The organism is Paracoccus methylovorus (assembly GCF_016919705.1).
In the GTDB taxonomy this organism is placed as follows: Bacteria; Pseudomonadota; Alphaproteobacteria; order Rhodobacterales; family Rhodobacteraceae; genus Paracoccus; species Paracoccus methylovorus.
In genome coordinates, this window is record NZ_CP070368.1 from 1,291,908 (window position 1) to 1,308,624 (window position 16,717).

The 16,717-nt window shown below is 60.8% G+C and carries 15 protein-coding genes, 2 tRNA genes and 1 pseudogene; 13 read left to right on the plus strand and 5 right to left on the minus strand.

The annotated features are described in order from the left end of the window. Positions 1 to 64 precede the first annotated feature (64 nt). The 6 genes from JWJ88_RS06470 (at position 65) to JWJ88_RS06495 (ending at position 6,051) form a co-directional block, all read left to right on the plus strand. Complete coding sequence (locus JWJ88_RS06470; protein ID WP_205293299.1) at positions 65 to 2,260, plus strand: ABC transporter permease; 2,196 nt, start codon at positions 65 to 67, stop codon at positions 2,258 to 2,260. Further along, positions 2,257 to 3,312 (plus strand): ABC transporter ATP-binding protein, encoded by a 1,056-nt coding sequence (locus JWJ88_RS06475; protein WP_205293300.1) that lies wholly within the window; start codon positions 2,257 to 2,259, stop codon positions 3,310 to 3,312. Before JWJ88_RS06470 ends, JWJ88_RS06475 begins: the two co-directional genes overlap by 4 nt. A 17-nt stretch (positions 3,313 to 3,329) precedes the next feature. Next, positions 3,330 to 4,148: an inositol monophosphatase family protein gene (locus tag JWJ88_RS06480; RefSeq protein WP_205293301.1), complete on the plus strand. Its 819-nt coding sequence runs from the start codon at positions 3,330 to 3,332 to the stop codon at positions 4,146 to 4,148. A gap of 211 nt (positions 4,149 to 4,359) precedes the next feature. Further along, positions 4,360 to 4,436: transfer RNA gene (locus tag JWJ88_RS06485), tRNA-Arg, on the plus strand. A 605-nt stretch (positions 4,437 to 5,041) separates the two neighbouring features. After that, complete coding sequence (locus tag JWJ88_RS06490; protein ID WP_205293302.1) at positions 5,042 to 5,425, plus strand: hypothetical protein; 384 nt, start codon at positions 5,042 to 5,044, stop codon at positions 5,423 to 5,425. A 248-nt stretch (positions 5,426 to 5,673) separates the two neighbouring features. After that, positions 5,674 to 6,051 carry an SHOCT domain-containing protein gene (locus JWJ88_RS06495; RefSeq protein ID WP_205293303.1) on the plus strand — a complete coding sequence of 126 codons (378 nt, stop codon included), beginning with the start codon at positions 5,674 to 5,676 and terminating at the stop codon, positions 6,049 to 6,051. Between the two features lie 655 nt (positions 6,052 to 6,706). On the opposite strand, the gene JWJ88_RS06500 is transcribed toward JWJ88_RS06495, so the two are convergent. Then, positions 6,707 to 8,056 (minus strand): metal-dependent hydrolase family protein, encoded by a 1,350-nt coding sequence (locus JWJ88_RS06500; RefSeq protein WP_205293304.1) that lies wholly within the window; start codon positions 8,054 to 8,056, stop codon positions 6,707 to 6,709. A 962-nt stretch (positions 8,057 to 9,018) separates the two neighbouring features. Here JWJ88_RS06500 and JWJ88_RS06505 point away from each other — a divergent pair. The 4 genes and pseudogenes from JWJ88_RS06505 (at position 9,019) to JWJ88_RS06515 (ending at position 11,855) form a co-directional block, all read left to right on the plus strand. Further along, positions 9,019 to 9,471 (plus strand): GNAT family N-acetyltransferase, encoded by a 453-nt coding sequence (locus JWJ88_RS06505; protein WP_205293305.1) that lies wholly within the window; start codon positions 9,019 to 9,021, stop codon positions 9,469 to 9,471. Positions 9,472 to 9,976: 505 nt separating this feature from the next. Then, the gene (locus tag JWJ88_RS06510; protein ID WP_205293306.1) at positions 9,977 to 10,432 is read left to right on the plus strand and encodes a DUF2380 domain-containing protein; all 456 of its coding nucleotides are present in this window, start codon (positions 9,977 to 9,979) and stop codon (positions 10,430 to 10,432) included. Between the two features lie 458 nt (positions 10,433 to 10,890). Continuing rightward, positions 10,891 to 10,974 (plus strand): annotated as a pseudogene (locus JWJ88_RS22130) (hypothetical protein); the annotation flags it as partial. A gap of 29 nt (positions 10,975 to 11,003) precedes the next feature. Next, entirely contained in the window at positions 11,004 to 11,855 is an 852-nt protein-coding gene (locus tag JWJ88_RS06515) for a tyrosine-type recombinase/integrase (protein ID WP_205293307.1), read from the plus strand. Positions 11,856 to 11,879: 24 nt separating this feature from the next. Here JWJ88_RS06515 and JWJ88_RS06520 read toward each other — a convergent pair. Further along, positions 11,880 to 11,956: transfer RNA gene (locus JWJ88_RS06520), tRNA-Arg, on the minus strand. Between the two features lie 98 nt (positions 11,957 to 12,054). Between JWJ88_RS06520 and JWJ88_RS06525 the strand changes: the two genes are divergently transcribed. Beyond that, entirely contained in the window at positions 12,055 to 13,074 is a 1,020-nt protein-coding gene (locus tag JWJ88_RS06525; protein WP_205293308.1) for a LacI family DNA-binding transcriptional regulator, read from the plus strand. Positions 13,075 to 13,138: 64 nt separating this feature from the next. On the opposite strand, the gene map is transcribed toward JWJ88_RS06525, so the two are convergent. Further along, a complete protein-coding gene (map, locus tag JWJ88_RS06530; RefSeq protein WP_205293309.1) occupies positions 13,139 to 13,942 on the minus strand; it encodes a type I methionyl aminopeptidase in 804 nt (267 codons plus the stop codon). Positions 13,943 to 14,055: 113 nt separating this feature from the next. Here map and JWJ88_RS06535 point away from each other — a divergent pair, with 113 nt between their 5' ends. Then, positions 14,056 to 14,796: a competence/damage-inducible protein A gene (locus JWJ88_RS06535; RefSeq protein ID WP_205293310.1), complete on the plus strand. Its 741-nt coding sequence runs from the start codon at positions 14,056 to 14,058 to the stop codon at positions 14,794 to 14,796. Beyond that, complete coding sequence (locus tag JWJ88_RS06540) at positions 14,793 to 15,512, plus strand: GNAT family N-acetyltransferase (RefSeq protein ID WP_205293311.1); 720 nt, start codon at positions 14,793 to 14,795, stop codon at positions 15,510 to 15,512. The genes JWJ88_RS06535 and JWJ88_RS06540 overlap by 4 nt, the downstream gene beginning before the upstream one ends. 9 nt (positions 15,513 to 15,521) lie before the next feature. On the opposite strand, the gene JWJ88_RS06545 is transcribed toward JWJ88_RS06540, so the two are convergent. Together JWJ88_RS06545 and JWJ88_RS06550 are read right to left on the minus strand one after the other, a co-directional pair. After that, positions 15,522 to 15,908: a hypothetical protein gene (locus tag JWJ88_RS06545; protein ID WP_205293312.1), complete on the minus strand. Its 387-nt coding sequence runs from the start codon at positions 15,906 to 15,908 to the stop codon at positions 15,522 to 15,524. 14 nt (positions 15,909 to 15,922) lie between these two features. After that, positions 15,923 to 16,708 carry a DUF6478 family protein gene (locus JWJ88_RS06550; protein ID WP_205293313.1) on the minus strand — a complete coding sequence of 262 codons (786 nt, stop codon included), beginning with the start codon at positions 16,706 to 16,708 and terminating at the stop codon, positions 15,923 to 15,925. Positions 16,709 to 16,717: the final 9 nt, after the last annotated feature.

The following is a 16,717-nucleotide window of genomic DNA, read 5'->3' on the forward strand; positions in this document are numbered from 1 at the left end:
GCCCAACGTTTCGGGGCGGCGTCCTGTCGCCCCGATGCTCACCCCGAAAGTCTGGCAGGTTTCCATGAACGCGGATAACAGGCGACTGGACCGGGTTTTGCTCGGTATGCTTTTGTCACTGTTGATCTTGCCGTGGTACAAGATCCGCACCGGTTTTTTCAGCTTCGACTGGATCGGGCAGTTGCCGTCGAATGAGAACCTCTGGCCCGCCGTTGCGCAGGCGGTCATGGGGCGGTGGCAGCTCTGGCCGTTTCTCATTCTTGCCGCGGCGACCGTCGGGTTGCGCCTTACCACGCCGCCCGGACCCGGGCGGGGCCGGTGGCTGGTCCGGGTCGGTTCGTTGGGAATGATCTGGCTGGTGGCCGAAGGCCTGATGCTGGGCAACCGCGGCTGGAACTGGGGACTGCTGGAAACGCTGTTTGGCCCAGCAACCGGCCAACCGGCCTTCGGCGCCGGCGCCGTGCTGTTGTCGGTGTGCTTTACCTGCCTGATTTCATTCGGCGCGGCCGAGCGCGGCGCGCTCAAGGGCGATGCTTTCGTTCTGACCTCGATCGCCTTGCTGATCCTGCTGGTCGCGGTGTTCGTATTCTATCCGATCATGTCGATCTTTACCGGCGCATTTCAGGATTTCGACGGCTCTTTCACCTCGACCGGGGTGCGGCGCAATATCGTCGATCCAAAGATCTGGAGCCTCGCCTGTCTGACCGGCGGTTCTTGCGGCGTCGCTTGGCGCACATGGTTTCTGGCGATGTGCACGGCGACGGCGACGACGCTGCTTGGGCTGGCCTTCGCGCTGGTGGCCACCCGGACCCGGTTTCCCTTCAAGCGGGGCCTGCGGTTGCTGACGATCCTGCCGATCATCACGCCGCCCTTCGTCGTTGGTCTGGCGCTGACCATGCTGTTGGGCCGGTCCGGGACGATGACGCAACTGATACAGGCAGTAACCGGATGGGAGCTGGGGCGCTGGCTATACGGCCTGACCGGCATCTGGCTGGCGCAAGTGCTAAGCTTTACGCCGATCTCTTTCCTGGTGCTCATCGGCGTTGTCGAAGGCGTCAGCCCGTCGATAGAAGAGGCGTCGCAGACCCTGCGGGCCGGGCGCTGGCGCACCTTCCGCAAGGTGTCCCTGCCCCTCATGGCGCCCGGTCTGGCCAACGCATTCCTGATCGGCTTTATCGAAAGCATGGCCGATTTCGGCAACCCGCTGGTGCTTGGCGGCTCGGGCGGGGTGCTGTCGACCGAGATCTTCTTTTCGGTCGTCGGAGCGCAAAACGACCCCTCGCGCGCCGCGGTTCTGGCCGCGATCCTGCTGTTCTTTACGCTGTCGGCGTTCCTTGCTCAGCGGGTCTGGCTGGCGGGCCGCAGTTTCGCGACCGTCAGCGGCAAGGGCGACGGAGGCAATCACGCGCTGCTTCCTGTCGGCGTCGCAGTCCCGGTGATCGCCATCGTCAGCTTGTGGAGCCTGTTCACCGTGATCGTCTATTCGATGATCCTGTTCGGCGGTTTCGTAAAAGTGTGGGGTCTGGATCATACCCTGACGCTGGACCACTATATCCGGGCCTTTGGCGTCAACTTCGATGACGGCATCCGGTGGGTGGGCGTCGCATGGAAAAGCTTCTGGACCACCATGACGATCGCGCTGATCTCAGCGCCGTTGACGGCGGCCGTCGGGCTGCTGACGGCTTGGCTGATCGCACGCCAGAGGTTCCCCGGCAAAACCCTGTTCGAATTCGTGCTGATGATGAGCTTCGCTATCCCCGGCACAGTCATCGGCATCAGCTATATCATGGCTTTCAACCTGCCGCCGATCCAGATGACCGGGACCGCCCTGATCCTGATTGTGTGCTTCGTGTCGCGCAACATGCCGGTCGGGGTGCGGGCTGGGGTGGCCGCGATGGCCCAGATCGACGGTAGTCTGGACGAGGCATCGCTGACCCTTGGCGCCACATCCGGGCGAACGCTGAGAAAGGTGATCCTGCCTTTGCTGCGACCCGCCATCATGGCCGCGCTGGTCTATAGCTTCGTTCGGGCCATCACCTCGATCTCTGCCGTCATCTTTCTGGTTTCGGCGAAATACAACATGGCCACCGCCTATATCGTCGGGCTGGTCGAGAATGGGCAATACGGGGTGGCTATCGCATATTCCTCGGTTCTGATCGTCGTCATGATCGCCGTGATCGGCTCGTTCCAATTGCTGGTCAAGGAACGCCGCCTGCACCGCCGTCCCGCGCCCGCGGTTCCATATGAGGCAAGAACATGATCCACGCGCCAAGAGGTGCAGTCGAATTCCGCGCGGTGCGCAAGAATTACGGCAGCTTCACCGCCATCCCGGATTTGAACCTGTTGATCGAACCGGGCCAGCTTGTCACGCTGCTCGGCCCCTCTGGTTGCGGCAAGACGACCACGCTGCGGATATTGGCAGGGCTGGAAACGCCCAGTTCCGGCAGCATCCATATTGGCGGACAGGATGTCACCCGCCTGCCGGCGAACCGTCGCGACGTGACGATGGTGTTCCAAAGCTATGCCCTGTTTCCACATATGAGCGTCCTCGACAATATCGCCTTCGGACTTGAATCCGTCGGCAAGAACACGGCCGAGACACGCAAGATCGCCATGCAGGGCCTGGAACTGGTCGGGCTGTCCGGCCTTGGGAACCGGCTGCCATCCGAACTGTCGGGCGGCCAGCAGCAACGCGTCGCCGTTGCCCGCGCCCTGGTGCTGGAACCGCAGGTCCTGTTGCTGGATGAGCCGCTTTCCAATCTTGATGCACGCCTGCGCCGCCGCGTCCGCACCGAGATCCGCGAGTTGCAGCAGCGTCTGGGGTTTACCGCGGTCTATGTCACCCACGATCAGGACGAGGCGCTGGCCGTTTCGGACCGCATCGTCGTCATGAAGGACGGCGTCATTGCGCAGGACGGCACTCCGCGTGAGCTTTACGAGGCGCCCGCCTCCGAATTCATCGCCGATTTCATCGGCGAGGCGAACGTGATCGACTGCGAGGTGCTGGCGGTCGATACAGGTCAGGCTCGTGTCCGGATCAGCGATCAGCAACTGACCTTGCCGGCCAGAAACGCGGCCCCCGGCCCTGCCCGGCTGGCGGTTCGTCCGAATGCCTTTGGCGTGTCGCAGGATGGCAAGGGGTTGGCTGGCAAGGTGCTCAGCAGCGCCTATCTGGGCGATCATATCGAATATGAGGTCGACAGCATCGCGGGCCGGCTGTTCGTCGTCGATTCCGAAAATAAAACCGCGGCCCCGGTGGGGACCAATATCCGGCTGCAACTCCGCAGCGGCGGCATCGCCTTGATTGCGTAAAATGGGACATCCAAAAAATGCAGAATGACGGGATTATTGCCAATCGCGCCGACAGGCTGGAACAGATTACGCGGCAGGCCGGGAATCTGGCCTTGCGTTATTTCAAGGAACGAGACGGGCTAGAGATCGAAACCAAGCGGACGCTGACCGATATGGTCTCGATCGCCGATCGGGAGGTCGAGAACCTGATCCGGGCAGAATTGCTGGCAGCCTATCCCGAAGATGCCATACTGGGCGAGGAATACGGCCTCCAAGAGGGCTCAAGTGGCCTGACTTGGGTGATCGACCCCATCGACGGGACCGCACCGTTCCTGAACGGATTGCCCAGTTGGTGCGTGTCTATCGGTCTGATGGACGACTCGCGACCATTGCTGGGCGCGATCTACGCCCCGGTTATGGCCGAGATGTTTATCGGTGGTCGCGGCATCGGTGCAACGCTGAACGGTCAGCCGATCCGGGTCACGGATCGCTTTGACCTGTCATCCGGACTGTTGGGCCTTGGCTCCAACGACCGTGTGCCGGCCGACCGGATCGGGCAAATGCACCGTGAGCTTGCGGAGGCAGAGGTCGCATGGGTGCGTTTTGGCTCGGGGGCCTTGATGCTTGCCTATGTGGCGGCGGGGCGTCTTGTCGGCTATTGCGAGCCGCGCATGAGCCTGTGGGATTGTCTTGCCGCCTACGCAATCATCGAGGCCGCCGGCGGTCGCGTAATGCCCATCGGCCCCGGTGCCCTTGCCGGAAAGCCGTTCGGCGTGCTGGGATCGACCGTGGCAGACCATGACCGGTTAGCGGCTCTTGTGCGCTTCAGCGAGCCTTCGTGGGAAAAGAACCTCTAGGAGCTTGTTGATTTCGGGATTTGGCGCAATGCAGGACTGCCGTTCCCGCGCACGCTGAAGTCAGAACCATCAAGGAGAACCCAATCAAAACGCTGCATGAATCCAACCCCAAAGCGACCAGCCCACCGGGCGATCGACGGGTTTTTGCCGGAAATCAGCGGCTGATTTGCCATTGCGACCGCCGATCCAATCAGCTATTGACCGGCCTGAAGCACCCGTAGCTCAGCTGGATAGAGTGTCGCCCTCCGAAGGCGAAGGTCACAGGTTCGAATCCTGTCGGGTGCGCCATTTCAATCCCCTACACCAATGAAAACAGCCAGTTAGGCATGCTGCATGTTGTAAAACATGAACCATATTCTGAACCAATCCGGGTCGGTATATCACGCCTGAAACGGGCCGTGCCCTGCCGCGTCCTGAGGGTTCGCTATGCCCCCATCCAGCCAACGGCTGGCAACATTCTGGTACCGGATCTTCCGTTTAGCAGGAACCCACCGCCCCAGACAATCTATTCACCCCATAGATATCAATACGTTAACGAAGTTTCCTTCAAGGCGTCCAGAGTCGTTTCGCATATCTTCCGGCGGAACTGCACTGCGCATGGGCATGCGCGGGTCGCGGGTGTAAGTCCTTTTGTCGCCTACATAAGCGAAGCGATCACACCGCCTAGGTGGCTCAACTCCGTCTCAACTTCAGCTAAAGAAATATTGTCCGCATTCACCCGTTAAGAAATCGGCCCTACTCTTATCCTCGCCGATGGGCTCAACGCCGCGCCCAGCTTTGCCGCAAGGCGCCCTCCAGAAGCGGTCATTCGTGATTGTCGCCCAGATCGCTGTGGCGCATCATCGAAACGGAAAACGCCAGCAACTACCCCATCGTTACAAAGGAAATTTGCGATGCGACCGATATTTCTTGCCCTGTTGTCGCTGCCGATACCGGCAGCCGCTTTTACGGCACAGAACGGCATGACCGTAACGCAGACCAGCCCGACCGAGATTGCGGTTGCCTATGATATGAGACGGGAAGACACCGATTATTGGTGTGCCGCAGGTGATTTTGCGCAGCGCGTTCTGGGTCAGCCTGGCAAGGCCCGGATCTGGCGTGCCACACCCAAGCCGCGCGAGGCAGGAAAGGGTATCGGCTTTACGCTCGATGCCGCACAAAAAGCCGAAGGAGCGGGATTGTCCCAGTTTGGTTCGGGGCCGCGGGACGGGTCTCTGTCGGTGGGAATGGCTGTTGGGAATTTTTGTCGCCCCTACGTCCCCTACTGGAGAGATTGAGCCAGCGCCAGCCGCCGCCTCTGCCAAGGCGGTTTCGCTAAAACGGCAAGGCCACGCGTTCCGGATCCCCGACTTTTGGCCCCTGCATCAAAATCCCCCTGTTGCTGACACAGCCTTTGAAAAATCTCTTGTTTTTTATCATTCCTCGTCATCAGATATTGGCGAGACCAACCTAGCAATCGATATCTCGCCAGCGCGTTACCCGTTCATCAACTCCCAAACTACCGAACAGTTACAAGGAGACAGACATGATTATGCAAAGTGGCTTTACGTTCTGGAATTTCTTGGTGGATGTCTTTGTCATCTTCCTTTTCATCATGTGGATATGGCTGCTCATCTCGGTCTTTGCCGATCTGTTTCGCCGCAAAGACATCCGCGGATCGGCCAAGGTCATCTGGATCATTTTCCTTTTGCTCCTGCCTTACCTCGGCGTATTTGCCTATGTGCTGACGCAGGGCCGCACCATGAGCTCCCGCGATGCTGAAGCGGCGCAGGAGGCGCGCGACCATCTGCGTCAAGTGGTCGGCTTCAGCGTGGCCGATGAACTGAGCAAACTTGAGACGCTGAAGGCGGAAGGCAAAATCACCGCAGATGAATATGCCAAACTCCGTGCCAAACTGATCTGAACACCATCTGGATTACAAAAAACCCGCCCCCATCGGGGCGGGTTGCGATTGCCCCGCTTTACTTCACCGGGAAAACTCTGACTGGCAATCCGTTTTGCAGAGTGGTCCTGTCCACGTCCCGATGACGGTTGACGCACAGACGATGCGATGCTCCATCACAGAAGACGCCAGTACCGGGTAGCGCATCGTTGGTACAGAGGATGGGACTGAAGGTCGGGACAGCGATACGGCTACGCTAATCTGCAACTTGCGATGACGCTTAAGGGAGCCATTCCCCCCCGGGGGGCGACAGGTTCGTTCCCGCTTGGGAGCCGGCTTCCCGGAGCGCCTGTAGACACGCGCATCCTTCAAGGATGCGGGGGCGCACGATGAAGATGTTGATCAGTCAGCAGCCCTTGCCACCCATCGAGATGCGGATGCCAATCCGTTCAACCAGCCAATCCTGGGCGAAGGACATGAACTGCGACATTTGACGGCATTCATGATCAGGTGGCCGAGTTCGTGGATAACCTTGTTCAGCGTCTCGGCTCAGGCCTCGGCTTCAAATCGGCCCATCTGCTAGCAAATTTCCGGGAGCACCGCTCACATGCGTCAAAGGATTGTCGCATACAACGAGGGGCGCTGTCTGGCTGTCACCGAAACAGCCAGACCCTTTCTAGTTGACCAGATTGTTCTTGTAGATCTTGCCGTCCTTCATGATCAGCAGGAAGTTCCGCTCGGGATCCGCAAGCAAGTCGATATCGGCAAGGGGGTCCCCGTCCACCAGCAGAAGGTCGGCAAAGGCGTCTTCCTCGATGACACCGACCTTGCCCTTGTAAGGGCTTCGCAGACCCGAAAGTTCAAGCAATTCGCCATTTGTCGATGTTGCCTGACGAAGTATCTCGGCAGGTGTGAACCAGCGTTTCAAAGACACGAGCATCTGGCCTTGCTGACGCGCCATTTCCTCGGAAAACAACACGTCGGTGCCGAAAGCCGTCCGGATCTTATACTTCTTAACCATCTGGTAGAGATTGTCGGTCCCCTCCATCACCTCTTCGGCCTTTTCCGCCTGATCAGAACCCGACGGGAACATGCCGTCAAAGAACTCGTGGATGATCGGTTGGGTCGAAAGCCATACGTCGTTATCTGCGATATATTGGGCAGTGGCATCGTCGATCAGATGAGCATGCTCGATCACTTTCACATCGGAATCGATCGCCCGCCGAACGGCGGCCGGCGTATAAGCATGAACCATGACATAAGTGCCCCAGTTGGAAGCGGCATCCACCGCTGCCTTCAGCTCTTCCGGGGTGAAGGTTGAAACATCGAGCGGACTGTGAGGAGAGGCGACCCCACCGCCTGCAGTCAACTTGATCTGGCTGGCCCCTTGCATCAGTTGTTCGCGCACCCGCTGGCGCACCAGATCGGGACTATCCACCACCATGGCCCCGCCGCGCTGCTCGATCACGGAAAGGGATTGCGATCCATCCCTCGGCAACTCGGAGATAGGCCGGAAGTCGCCGTGTCCGCTGGTGATGGTGATCATCGCGCCTGACGGCCAGATACGCGGACCGGGCAGGACATCAGCGTCGATCGCCTGTTTCAGTCCAAAGGATGGCCCGCCCACATCACGCACAGTGGTAAAGCCTCGCATCAAGGTGGCTGTCGCCTCGGCCCCGGCCAGAAGATTGGCCAAGCCGACGTCACCAAACATCAACTGCTCGGGTGTCATACGGATGAGCATCGTATGCCAGTGCGCATCGATCAAGCCCGGCATCAAAGTGCGCCCCTCGCCGTCGATGACCGTGGCATCTGGGGCATCGGAATCCTCGGTTCCGATCATGGCAATGCGGTTTCCGCGTACAAGAACAGAAGTCGGGGCGGAAAGCTCCTCTCCCTTCCCGTCGTACACCCGCACGTTCTTAAACAGCGTTTCACCGACAGCTTCGGCCTGAACCGGAGATGTGAAGCTCATCGTCGCCAGCAACACACTGGCAGCGCTCAGAAATTTTCCTAGTCCGCTCATAACGGTTCCCGAATCCTGTTTCCGAAATACGATCTTCTGCGTCGATATTTTTCAGCCGTCGTCCCCACGTAGTCGGCGGTGACGACATGCACGTGACCCAAGGTCAGACCTTGCCTTTTTCATAGCAAGCTGCGGCCAGAAATTGTGCCTGCTATGGCCGAATCAGCTTCAGATTGCCTCTCAATAACACATTGAAGGAAAACCGTGCACCGGGAATGCCGCTCACATGTCGCGCATCCGTGCGGCCTTACCGGCATGGGGGCAGGCATCATTGCACTTGGATCGGCTGTGTGCTTCAGGCCCCGCGAAGAGGTGGAGCGAGCAGGACCACTATCCGACGGACGCAGAGATCAGGAAATTTTTCTGGCGAATACGGTACCGCCAAGCCCGCTTCGTGCCAGATCAGATGTCCGACACCGCCGTAACGCTTGAAACCGAACCTCTGAGGGTGATGATCCAAGCCCGGTAATCGTGGGTCATTTCTTAAAAGTTACCTAGCCCTTGTAAAGACTGGTGGGTGGTGAAGGACTCGAACCCAACATCTTCGGTGTAAATGAGACCAATCTGCCATTATGCAATTGAAATTGCTATGTGTTATGTTCCCGTCCTGTCAACGGAATTGAACAGTAAAAGCCGGAACAAAACGGGGGGTTGGGAACACTTTTCGCGCTGCCTAGAGCGTTGGTTGCTGCACGCCATTGATGAAACCGCCAAGAAGCGCGGCATGAACCGTGCGTCTTGTCTCGCCTCTGCTGCGCGACATGAACTTGTCGGCGCGTGACGCAAAAAAACAAGACAGCCACCGGGTTTAAGCCGCCATTGACGATGGCACGCTCGTGTCCTATCTGCGACAGGACAACAGAAGGAGACTTATGCACAGAGGCTTCGATTGAACCGCATGTAGCGGCATCGTTCGGCACATGGCGTGTCGATCCTTTTTGCATGATTTCCGTGGAGTTCTCATGGAGAACCAAAACCTAGTGATCCGACCCTTTGATGTGGCGACGGATATCGAAAAATTGTCGAGCATCTGGTTCGAGGCATCCTTGAAGGCACATCCATTCATCGGTGAGCCAAGGCTTCTCGAACAACGCAGACTGATCGAGAGAAAATACCTTCCAAAAGCAGAGACTTGGGTTGCCTGTCATGCGGGTGAAGCTATCGGCTTCATCAGCCTGCTGGGCAACTTTATCGGCGGGATCTTCATTGCGCCAGACCGGCAAGGCATGGGCGTGGGGCGCAAGCTTATCGCGCACGCTCTGGACCGGAAGGGCGAGCTTTCCCTTGAGGTCTATACTGCGAACGAACAGGCGGTCCGCTTCTACACCTCTCTCGGCTTCCGGGAGGTTTCACGGCGCGATGTCGATGATTTCGGCTATCCGTTCCAGAACGCTGCTCTGCACCTGAAGGGCTGAACAACAGACCGGGCAGGACCTCTCCTGCCCGGTCACGGCGCTCACTCTTTTCGGGAATGATCCCTACCGCACTCCCCACAACGTCGACGTGGCCAAGGTTGATTCGTGGCTATTAGTCCAGATCCGCCCCGGAACAGTGAAAGGCCACAGTCGGGACAGGCAAAACCAAAAAGAGCGATCCCGCCATGGACCAGCCATATTACCGCAAGGCCAACAATCCAGCTCGAACCCAGCTCAAAGGGAAGGGCGAAAATCGCCACCAGGAAAAAAGCCGACCAGACCGTAAAAATCCACGCCTTATGGTATAGTGTCACTGCCGGTTTCCAATTTTTGCATAACCTCTAGGGCTTCGTTTTTCAGACCCAAGCTGGCATGGATGGAGTGCGGCAGCAATGTCCCGGTCTGCCTGTCTACCGCAACGCCGCGGGCCCCCCCTGCGCATGCAACCATTTGCCCATTGCAGATTTAGCGCCGCCGGGTTCACCTTGCCTTGGGAGGTAAGGTGATGCGCCAGACCATCTACGCGGCAATCGCCGCACTGATGCCGCTGACCGCTGTTGCGGAGGGCATAGCCCTGTTTCCGGTCAAGCTGCTCGATACCTCACAGGAGGTCCGCGACCAGACAACCGATCATGAGCGGCGCCTCGGCATTCTGACCGATATTTTATATTCGGAACTGGATGGAGCAAAACTGATTGGCTTGGGTTCGATCTCTCATTGCCAGCCTCAAACCACCGACTGCCTGCTTGCTGTGGCGCAGGACGCGGAAACCACGCAAGCTGTCTTCGTGGTGGTGCAGAAGGCAAGCACGCTCATCCTGCAGATCTTCGTCACCTTGGTGGATGTGGAGTCGGGTGAACTGATCGCCAGCCGAGATCTCAATTTCCGAGGCGACAATGACGAGTCTTGGCGTCACGCAGGCATGTTTCTGGTGGGACAGCTGCAGAGTCTGGGCGATTAGCGTTGGTGGGCTTGGCGGCGGCAACCAATCCGCTAGCCGCCATTCATCAGCGCTACGATCAGCCGCAGCTTCAGCCCATTGAGCCCATTGCGGACCGCCGCAGGGAAGCTACTCTACGCGCAGTTCGCTTGGAGGCTGCAATGCGATCAATTTTTTTGGCTGCTTGGACTAGCAGGGTGTGAGCCCGCGAAGCCTGTTGAGGCGATAGGGTATGCAGAGCGTCGTCAACTGGCTGAACAAGTTGTTGAAGGGTGCGCAGCGTTGGGACTGGAACTGGACACCCCCAAGATGGATCAGTGTTTGACTGCTGAAGCGCAAAAGGAAATTTTTACCCGCCGCATGAATGCTTCCCAGCGCGGTGGGACTATACTTATTATCAAGGCAGGTGGAAGCACCGGCCCTGACGCCATGCGCGGCGTCAGGCAATAGCCATCATCAAGCAAGCGCCGGCGGGATCGGTGTTTGGCCTGATCGCTGCCGGAAGGACAATCAGCCAAAACGCAAAAATGTGGGCATGCCTGACGGATATTGCCCTCGCCAAGCCGGAAGGGCGCGCCATGTCGCCGGAAGCTTGGAAGTCCGCATTTATGTCGGCGCTTGGCTACGAGATCATCTGGCAGCCGGGTATCGACAACTCGGCAAGAACATCCTGCCGGACTTCGGGCACCTGTCGGCCGACCAGATCACGGTCGAGGATTGCAGGTCATTCATCGCCAAGCGCCGTCGCGCCGGGCGGCTGGACGGCACCATTCGCACCGATCTTGGCTGCTTGCAGACCTGCCTGTCATGGGCAGGAAAAACCCGGCTGATCCCTACCGCGCCAAGGATCGAACTGCCCCGGACGCCCCAGCCCCGCGACCGCTATTTGACCCGTAAGGAGGTTGAACAGCTGATCGCTGCCGCCGATGCCCCACATATCAGGCTGGCCATCCTCTTGATGGTGACCACCGCTAGCCGGATCGGGGCACTGCTGGAGCTGACATGGGATCGCGTTGACCTTGCGCGCCGCGTGATAAAGCTGGCGCCGAACGATCTGGGGCCGCGCAAGGGCCGTGCCACCGTGCCTATCAACGACAGCCTTATGGCTGCACTGCAAAACGCGAAGCTGTCAGGCGTGTCGGACTATGTGATCGAATGGGGAGGTCGGAAGGTCGGGTCAATCAAGGCCGGCTTCAACGCCGCAGTCGCCCGAGCCGGAATTTCACACTGCACGAGGCACGATCTGCGCCGGACGGCGGGGCGCTTTATGGCTGAGGCCGGCGTGCCCATCGAGGAAATCGCAGAATATCTTGGTCACACCAACCCGAACATAACTCGCGCCACTTATGCGCGATTCAGCCCCCAACACCTCCGGAAAGCGGCTGGTGCGCTTGAGATTCGACCGGTCGTATCGGTTCGACAAACCAAAGAGCGCACCCTATGAGGCATGGTAACACATTGAATTTTTTGGTGACCCCGACAGGATTTGAACCTGTAACCTGCCCCTTAGGAGGGGGCTGCTCTATCCAGTTGAGCCACGGGGCCGTTCGACGCCTCTTTTGCCCTCTGGTCAGGGAAATGGCAAGCTTGCCGCGGGGGGGCGGAGAAGATAACGGTAACATGATTGCGTCCCGGTAGTTGCGATGAACACAAAAAGACCCCGCCGCCCCCTGACCTTGCGTGATGTGTCCGAAGCCTCGGGCGTGTCCGAGATGACCGTCAGCCGTGTGCTGCGCAATCGCGGCGATGTATCGGCCGCCACGCGCGAGAAAGTGCTGACCGCCGCCCGCACACTGGGCTATGTCCCAAACAAGATCGCCGGAGGGCTGGCCAGCCAGCGCGTGAACCTGGTGGCGGTGGTCATCCCCTCGCTTTCGAACATGGTGTTTCCCGATGTGCTGGGCGGGATCTCGGCCGAGTTGGACGATACCGGGCTGCAACCGGTGGTGGGGGTAACGAACTACAGCCCCTCGCGCGAGGATACGGTGCTTTACGACATGCTTAGTTGGCGACCTTCGGGGGTGATCCTTGCCGGGCTGGAACACAGCAGGGCGGCACGGGCGATGCTGGACAATGCAGGGCTGCCGGTGGTCGAGATCATGGACGTGGACGGCGAACCGATCGACACCGCCGTCGGTATCTCTCATCGCCGCGCCGGGAACGAGATGGCCGACGAGATCCTGGCAGCCGGCTATCGCCGCATCGGTTTCATCGGCACCCACATGCCCGAGGATCACCGCGCCCGCAAACGGCTGGCCGGCTTTGAGGAGCGGCTGGGCGAACACGGCGTGCAACTGGCGGCACGGGAATATTATCAGGGCGGGTCTTCGTTGCTGAAAGGGCGCGAGTTGACCGAGCGTATCCTGACCCGGGAACCGGATCTGGATTTTCTTTACTTCTCCAACGACATGATCGGCGCCGGCGGGCTGTTGTGGTGCCTGGAGAATGGCTATGACATTCCGAGCCGGCTGGGACTGGCCGGGTTCAACGGGGTCGAACTGCTGGACGGCCTGCCGATGCGGCTGACCACCACCGACGCGCGGCGCATCGACATCGGCCGGCGCGCGGCCCGTATCGTCGCCGGCAAGGAGCCGAGGCCGGAAAGCGGCGTCGTGGCGCTGGCGCCAACCATCATGCCCGGCGAGACCATCCGCAGGCGCTGAGATCCAAGCGTGGCGCCCGGACAGGCACCGTCGCAGGGGTATTTGGACAACAGAGAAGGGCGGGTCAGCCGAGGTCGGGGAAGAATATTCCCTTGGGCGAGGGGGTAAATATCTCGCATCCATCGGGGGTGACGCCGATCGAATGTTCGAACTGGGCCGAGAGCGACTTGTCGCGCGTCACCGCAGTCCAGTCGTCAGCGAGGATCTTGGTTTCGGGACGGCCCAGATTGACCATGGGCTCGATGGTGAAAAACATCCCCTCTTCCAGCACCGGGCCTTTGCCGGGGCGACCGAAATGCAGCACATTCGGGGGCGCATGGAAGGTTCGGCCAAGGCCATGGCCGCAAAAATCGCGCACCACCGACATGCGGTTCGATTCCACATAGGACTGGATCGCCCAGCCGATGTCGCCGAAAGTGGCGCCGGGGCGCACGGCCTCGATCCCCTTCATCAGCGCGTCATGGGTGACCTGGATCAACCGGCGCGCCTTGACGCTGGGCCGGCCCGCAACATACATGCGCGAGCTGTCGCCATACCAGCCATCGACGATCACCGTCACGTCGATGTTCAGGATATCGCCGTCGGTCAGGAGCTTTTCGCCCGGAATGCCGTGGCAGACGACGTGGTTCACGCTGATACAGCTGGCATGCTGATAGCCGCGATAGCCGATGGTGGCGCTGACGGCGCCCAGTTCCTCGACCCGGTTCCGGATGAAATCGTCCAGCGCGCCGGTGGTGGCGCCGGGCTGCACGAGCGAGCCGACCTCATCCAGGATCTGTGCCGCGATCAGCCCGGCCGCATGCATGCCCTGAAAGTCCTGCGGGTCGTGAATGCGGATTCCCTCGCGGGTCTGGCGTGCGTCGTTCATGGCGTCCTCGTACTGGTCTGCCACACAGATAGTCCCATGGCGCCACTTGTTCCAGCCCCTCGGGCGGACCTATACATTTGCAGACCGCACCAGATCGCCAGAGGAACGCGCCTATGCAATCCGACAATCCCACTGCAGCCATCCTCGTCATCGGGGACGAGATCCTTTCGGGCCGCACGCGCGAGGGCAACGCCCATTACCTGTCGCAAGTGCTCAACAGCATCGGCGTGGACCTGCGCGAGGTGCGCGTCGTCGGCGACGACCAGGACCAGATCGTCGCGTCGATCAGGGCGCTGGACAAATCGCTGGGCGGCGCCTGGGACATGCTGTTCACCAGCGGCGGCATCGGTCCGACGCATGACGACATCACCGCCGATGCCGTGGCTGCCGCCTTTGGCACCGGCATCGAAATCAACGAAGAGGCCCGGCGCATCATGGTCGAACGCTGGGAGGCGCGCGGGGTCGAGGTCACGGGCAACCGGCTGCGCATGGCCCGCATCCCCTTGGGCGCGGCGCTGATTCCGAACGCCCATTCCGCCGCACCCGGTTTCCACATCGGCAACACCTATGTCATGGCAGGCGTGCCCGAGGTGTTCCGCGCCATGGTCGAGGCGATTGTGGATACGCTGCCCACCGGCCGGCCCTCGGTCAGCGAGGCGTTGGAGGTACTGCGCCCCGAATCCGATGTGGCCGACGAGTTGCGCGCGGTGGCCGACGACTTTCCGGACCTGTCGCTGGGATCATACCCATTTCAGCGCGGCCAGCGCTACGGCACCAGCCTGGTGATTCGGGGATTGGACGGCAAGCGCGTCACCGACGCCATGACCGCCCTGCGCGAAAGGCTGGCAATGTGATCGCCGATCCCCAGATCGCCCGCGCCTTCGAGACGACCTGGCCCGCCGCCGAATACGCCTCCGTTGGCGGTCTTGTGGTTGGGCGCGGCAGGGGCGGCGGTGGTCGCGTCAGTTCGGCCCGCGCGGCACGGCCCGACTGGAGCGATACCGACATCGCCCGTGCCGAGGCGGTGCAGCGCGGCTGGAACGAGCAGCCCATGTTCCGCGTGGCCGATGACGATGCGGCATTGGCGGCGGCGCTCGTCGCCCAAGGCTATCGCCACGGCACGCCGACGGCGATCCTTGCCGCCGATTGCGCCCATCTCGGCGCCCTGCCCGTCCCGCCGATGACCGCCTTTCCGATCTGGCCACCGCTGGCCATGCAGCGCGACATCTGGCGCGACGGCAGTGTTTCGGCCCCGCGGCAAGCGGTGATGGATCGCGTTGCCCTGCCCAAGACTGCTTTGCTGGGGCGGATAACGGATCGTGCGGCGGGGGCGGCCTTTGTGGCGCTGGACGGACCGGTCGCCATGATCCATGCCATCGAGGTGGTGCCCGCCCTGCGCCGGCAAGGGGTGGCGGGATGGCTGGTGCGCATGGCCGCAATCTGGGCACAGGAACAGGGCGCCGACAGGCTGGCGCTGGCGGTCAGCCGCGCCAATACCGCCGCGCGCGCCGCCTATGACCGGCTGGGATTTACCGAATTGGGCGGCTACGGTTATTGGAGCAAGGACTGAACGTCGCGCTCAGGCCGGGTCCATTGCCAGACGGCGCAGTTCTTTCTTGAGCAGCTCTAACTCGCTGCGCATCAGGGCCAGTTCGGCATGCAGGTCGCCGTCCAGAATGTCGCCGGCAATCAGCGTCAGGCTGCCCAGATGCGCCGCACCGGGCTGGGGCGGCTCGCCCTCGGCCCCCTGATCTTCCAGCAGCAGAAAGCTTTGCACCCCGTCCGAAAGACGCTCAGCCGGGATCGCGGCGGCGACAAGCCAGCGCCCCTCGGCCTCGGCGGTTGCGCGGGCCTCGGCCAGGCGGCTGCCCATATGCACCAGCACCAGCCGCCCCGGCTGGGCCTCGCGATGGATCACGCCCTCCCAGATGCCGCTTTTCAGCCCGAGGGATTCAAATTCGCTCATGGGAAATTCCTTGGTCAGAACTCGGCCCGAAGATGACGCGAGACAAACAGTTCGCGGATTTCGACCGCGTTCATACGGGGGGCTTCAAAGATCAGATCCAGCCAGATTTTTTCCAGCCGCTTCTCATTCAACTGAGTATAGGCCAAGTCGAACTCGGTGACTTGCTGGCTGTAGACGCCTGGCTCGAAACCGGGCAGTTGCAGCGTGATTTCGTCGATATTCGGGCCATGGCCGATGTTCAGGCGCGCATAGACGCAGGCCGCACGTTCGGCCGAGATTCCCGTCTCAAGTCGCAGAATGTGGCTGCGGGTCAGCCCCTGCAACACGCTCGCCGGCAGATCGACCGACAGCGACAGGAAGCTGCCGGAAAAGCCAAAACCCTCCAGCCGGATGCCAAAGGGTGACAGCTCGGTTGCGCCGGACGTGACGATTTGCTCCAGAATCAGTGCCCGTTCGGGGCAATCATGCCAAACCGCCGCGCCATCGCAAAGCAGGCCGCCGCTTTCGGGGGCGACCAGACCGCGGGGCGAGATCCGTCCGGCCATGAAAGCTGGGCGCCAGCGCCAATCCGTGCCACCCGGCAGATGCAGCGCATCCAGCGCCGCGCGAGAACGCACCGCATGACGGTCGGCCCCGGTCAGAAAACGGTTCAGATTGCCGCGCAGGTCCAGCGCTTCGCTGCGCAGATGGCGCAGGCTGGCGGGGCCAAGCGCCTCGACCCCGTTGGCCAGTGCCGTCCATTGCCGCAGCACCTGTTCGCGCGCCTTGCGTTCAAGCCATTTGCGAGGGCGTATTGCCATGCGTCCGCC

Bases quoted from the DNA above. Each gene is read 5' to 3' on its own strand.
- JWJ88_RS06550 (WP_205293313.1), bottom strand. From the start codon at position 16,708: ATGGCAATACGCCCTCGCAAATGGCTTGAACGCAAGGCGCGCGAACAG.
- JWJ88_RS06480 (WP_205293301.1), top strand. From the start codon at position 3,330: ATGCAGAATGACGGGATTATTGCCAATCGCGCCGACAGGCTGGAACAG.
- JWJ88_RS06500 (WP_205293304.1), bottom strand. From the start codon at position 8,056: ATGAGCGGACTAGGAAAATTTCTGAGCGCTGCCAGTGTGTTGCTGGCG.
- JWJ88_RS06490 (WP_205293302.1), top strand. From the start codon at position 5,042: ATGCGACCGATATTTCTTGCCCTGTTGTCGCTGCCGATACCGGCAGCC.
- JWJ88_RS06535 (WP_205293310.1), top strand. From the start codon at position 14,056: ATGCAATCCGACAATCCCACTGCAGCCATCCTCGTCATCGGGGACGAG.
- JWJ88_RS06525 (WP_205293308.1), top strand. From the start codon at position 12,055: ATGAACACAAAAAGACCCCGCCGCCCCCTGACCTTGCGTGATGTGTCC.
- JWJ88_RS06470 (WP_205293299.1), top strand. From the start codon at position 65: ATGAACGCGGATAACAGGCGACTGGACCGGGTTTTGCTCGGTATGCTT.
- JWJ88_RS06510 (WP_205293306.1), top strand. From the start codon at position 9,977: ATGCGCCAGACCATCTACGCGGCAATCGCCGCACTGATGCCGCTGACC.
- JWJ88_RS06495 (WP_205293303.1), top strand. From the start codon at position 5,674: ATGATTATGCAAAGTGGCTTTACGTTCTGGAATTTCTTGGTGGATGTC.
- JWJ88_RS06475 (WP_205293300.1), top strand. From the start codon at position 2,257: ATGATCCACGCGCCAAGAGGTGCAGTCGAATTCCGCGCGGTGCGCAAG.
- map (WP_205293309.1), bottom strand. From the start codon at position 13,942: ATGAACGACGCACGCCAGACCCGCGAGGGAATCCGCATTCACGACCCG.
- JWJ88_RS06545 (WP_205293312.1), bottom strand. From the start codon at position 15,908: ATGAGCGAATTTGAATCCCTCGGGCTGAAAAGCGGCATCTGGGAGGGC.
- JWJ88_RS06505 (WP_205293305.1), top strand. From the start codon at position 9,019: ATGGAGAACCAAAACCTAGTGATCCGACCCTTTGATGTGGCGACGGAT.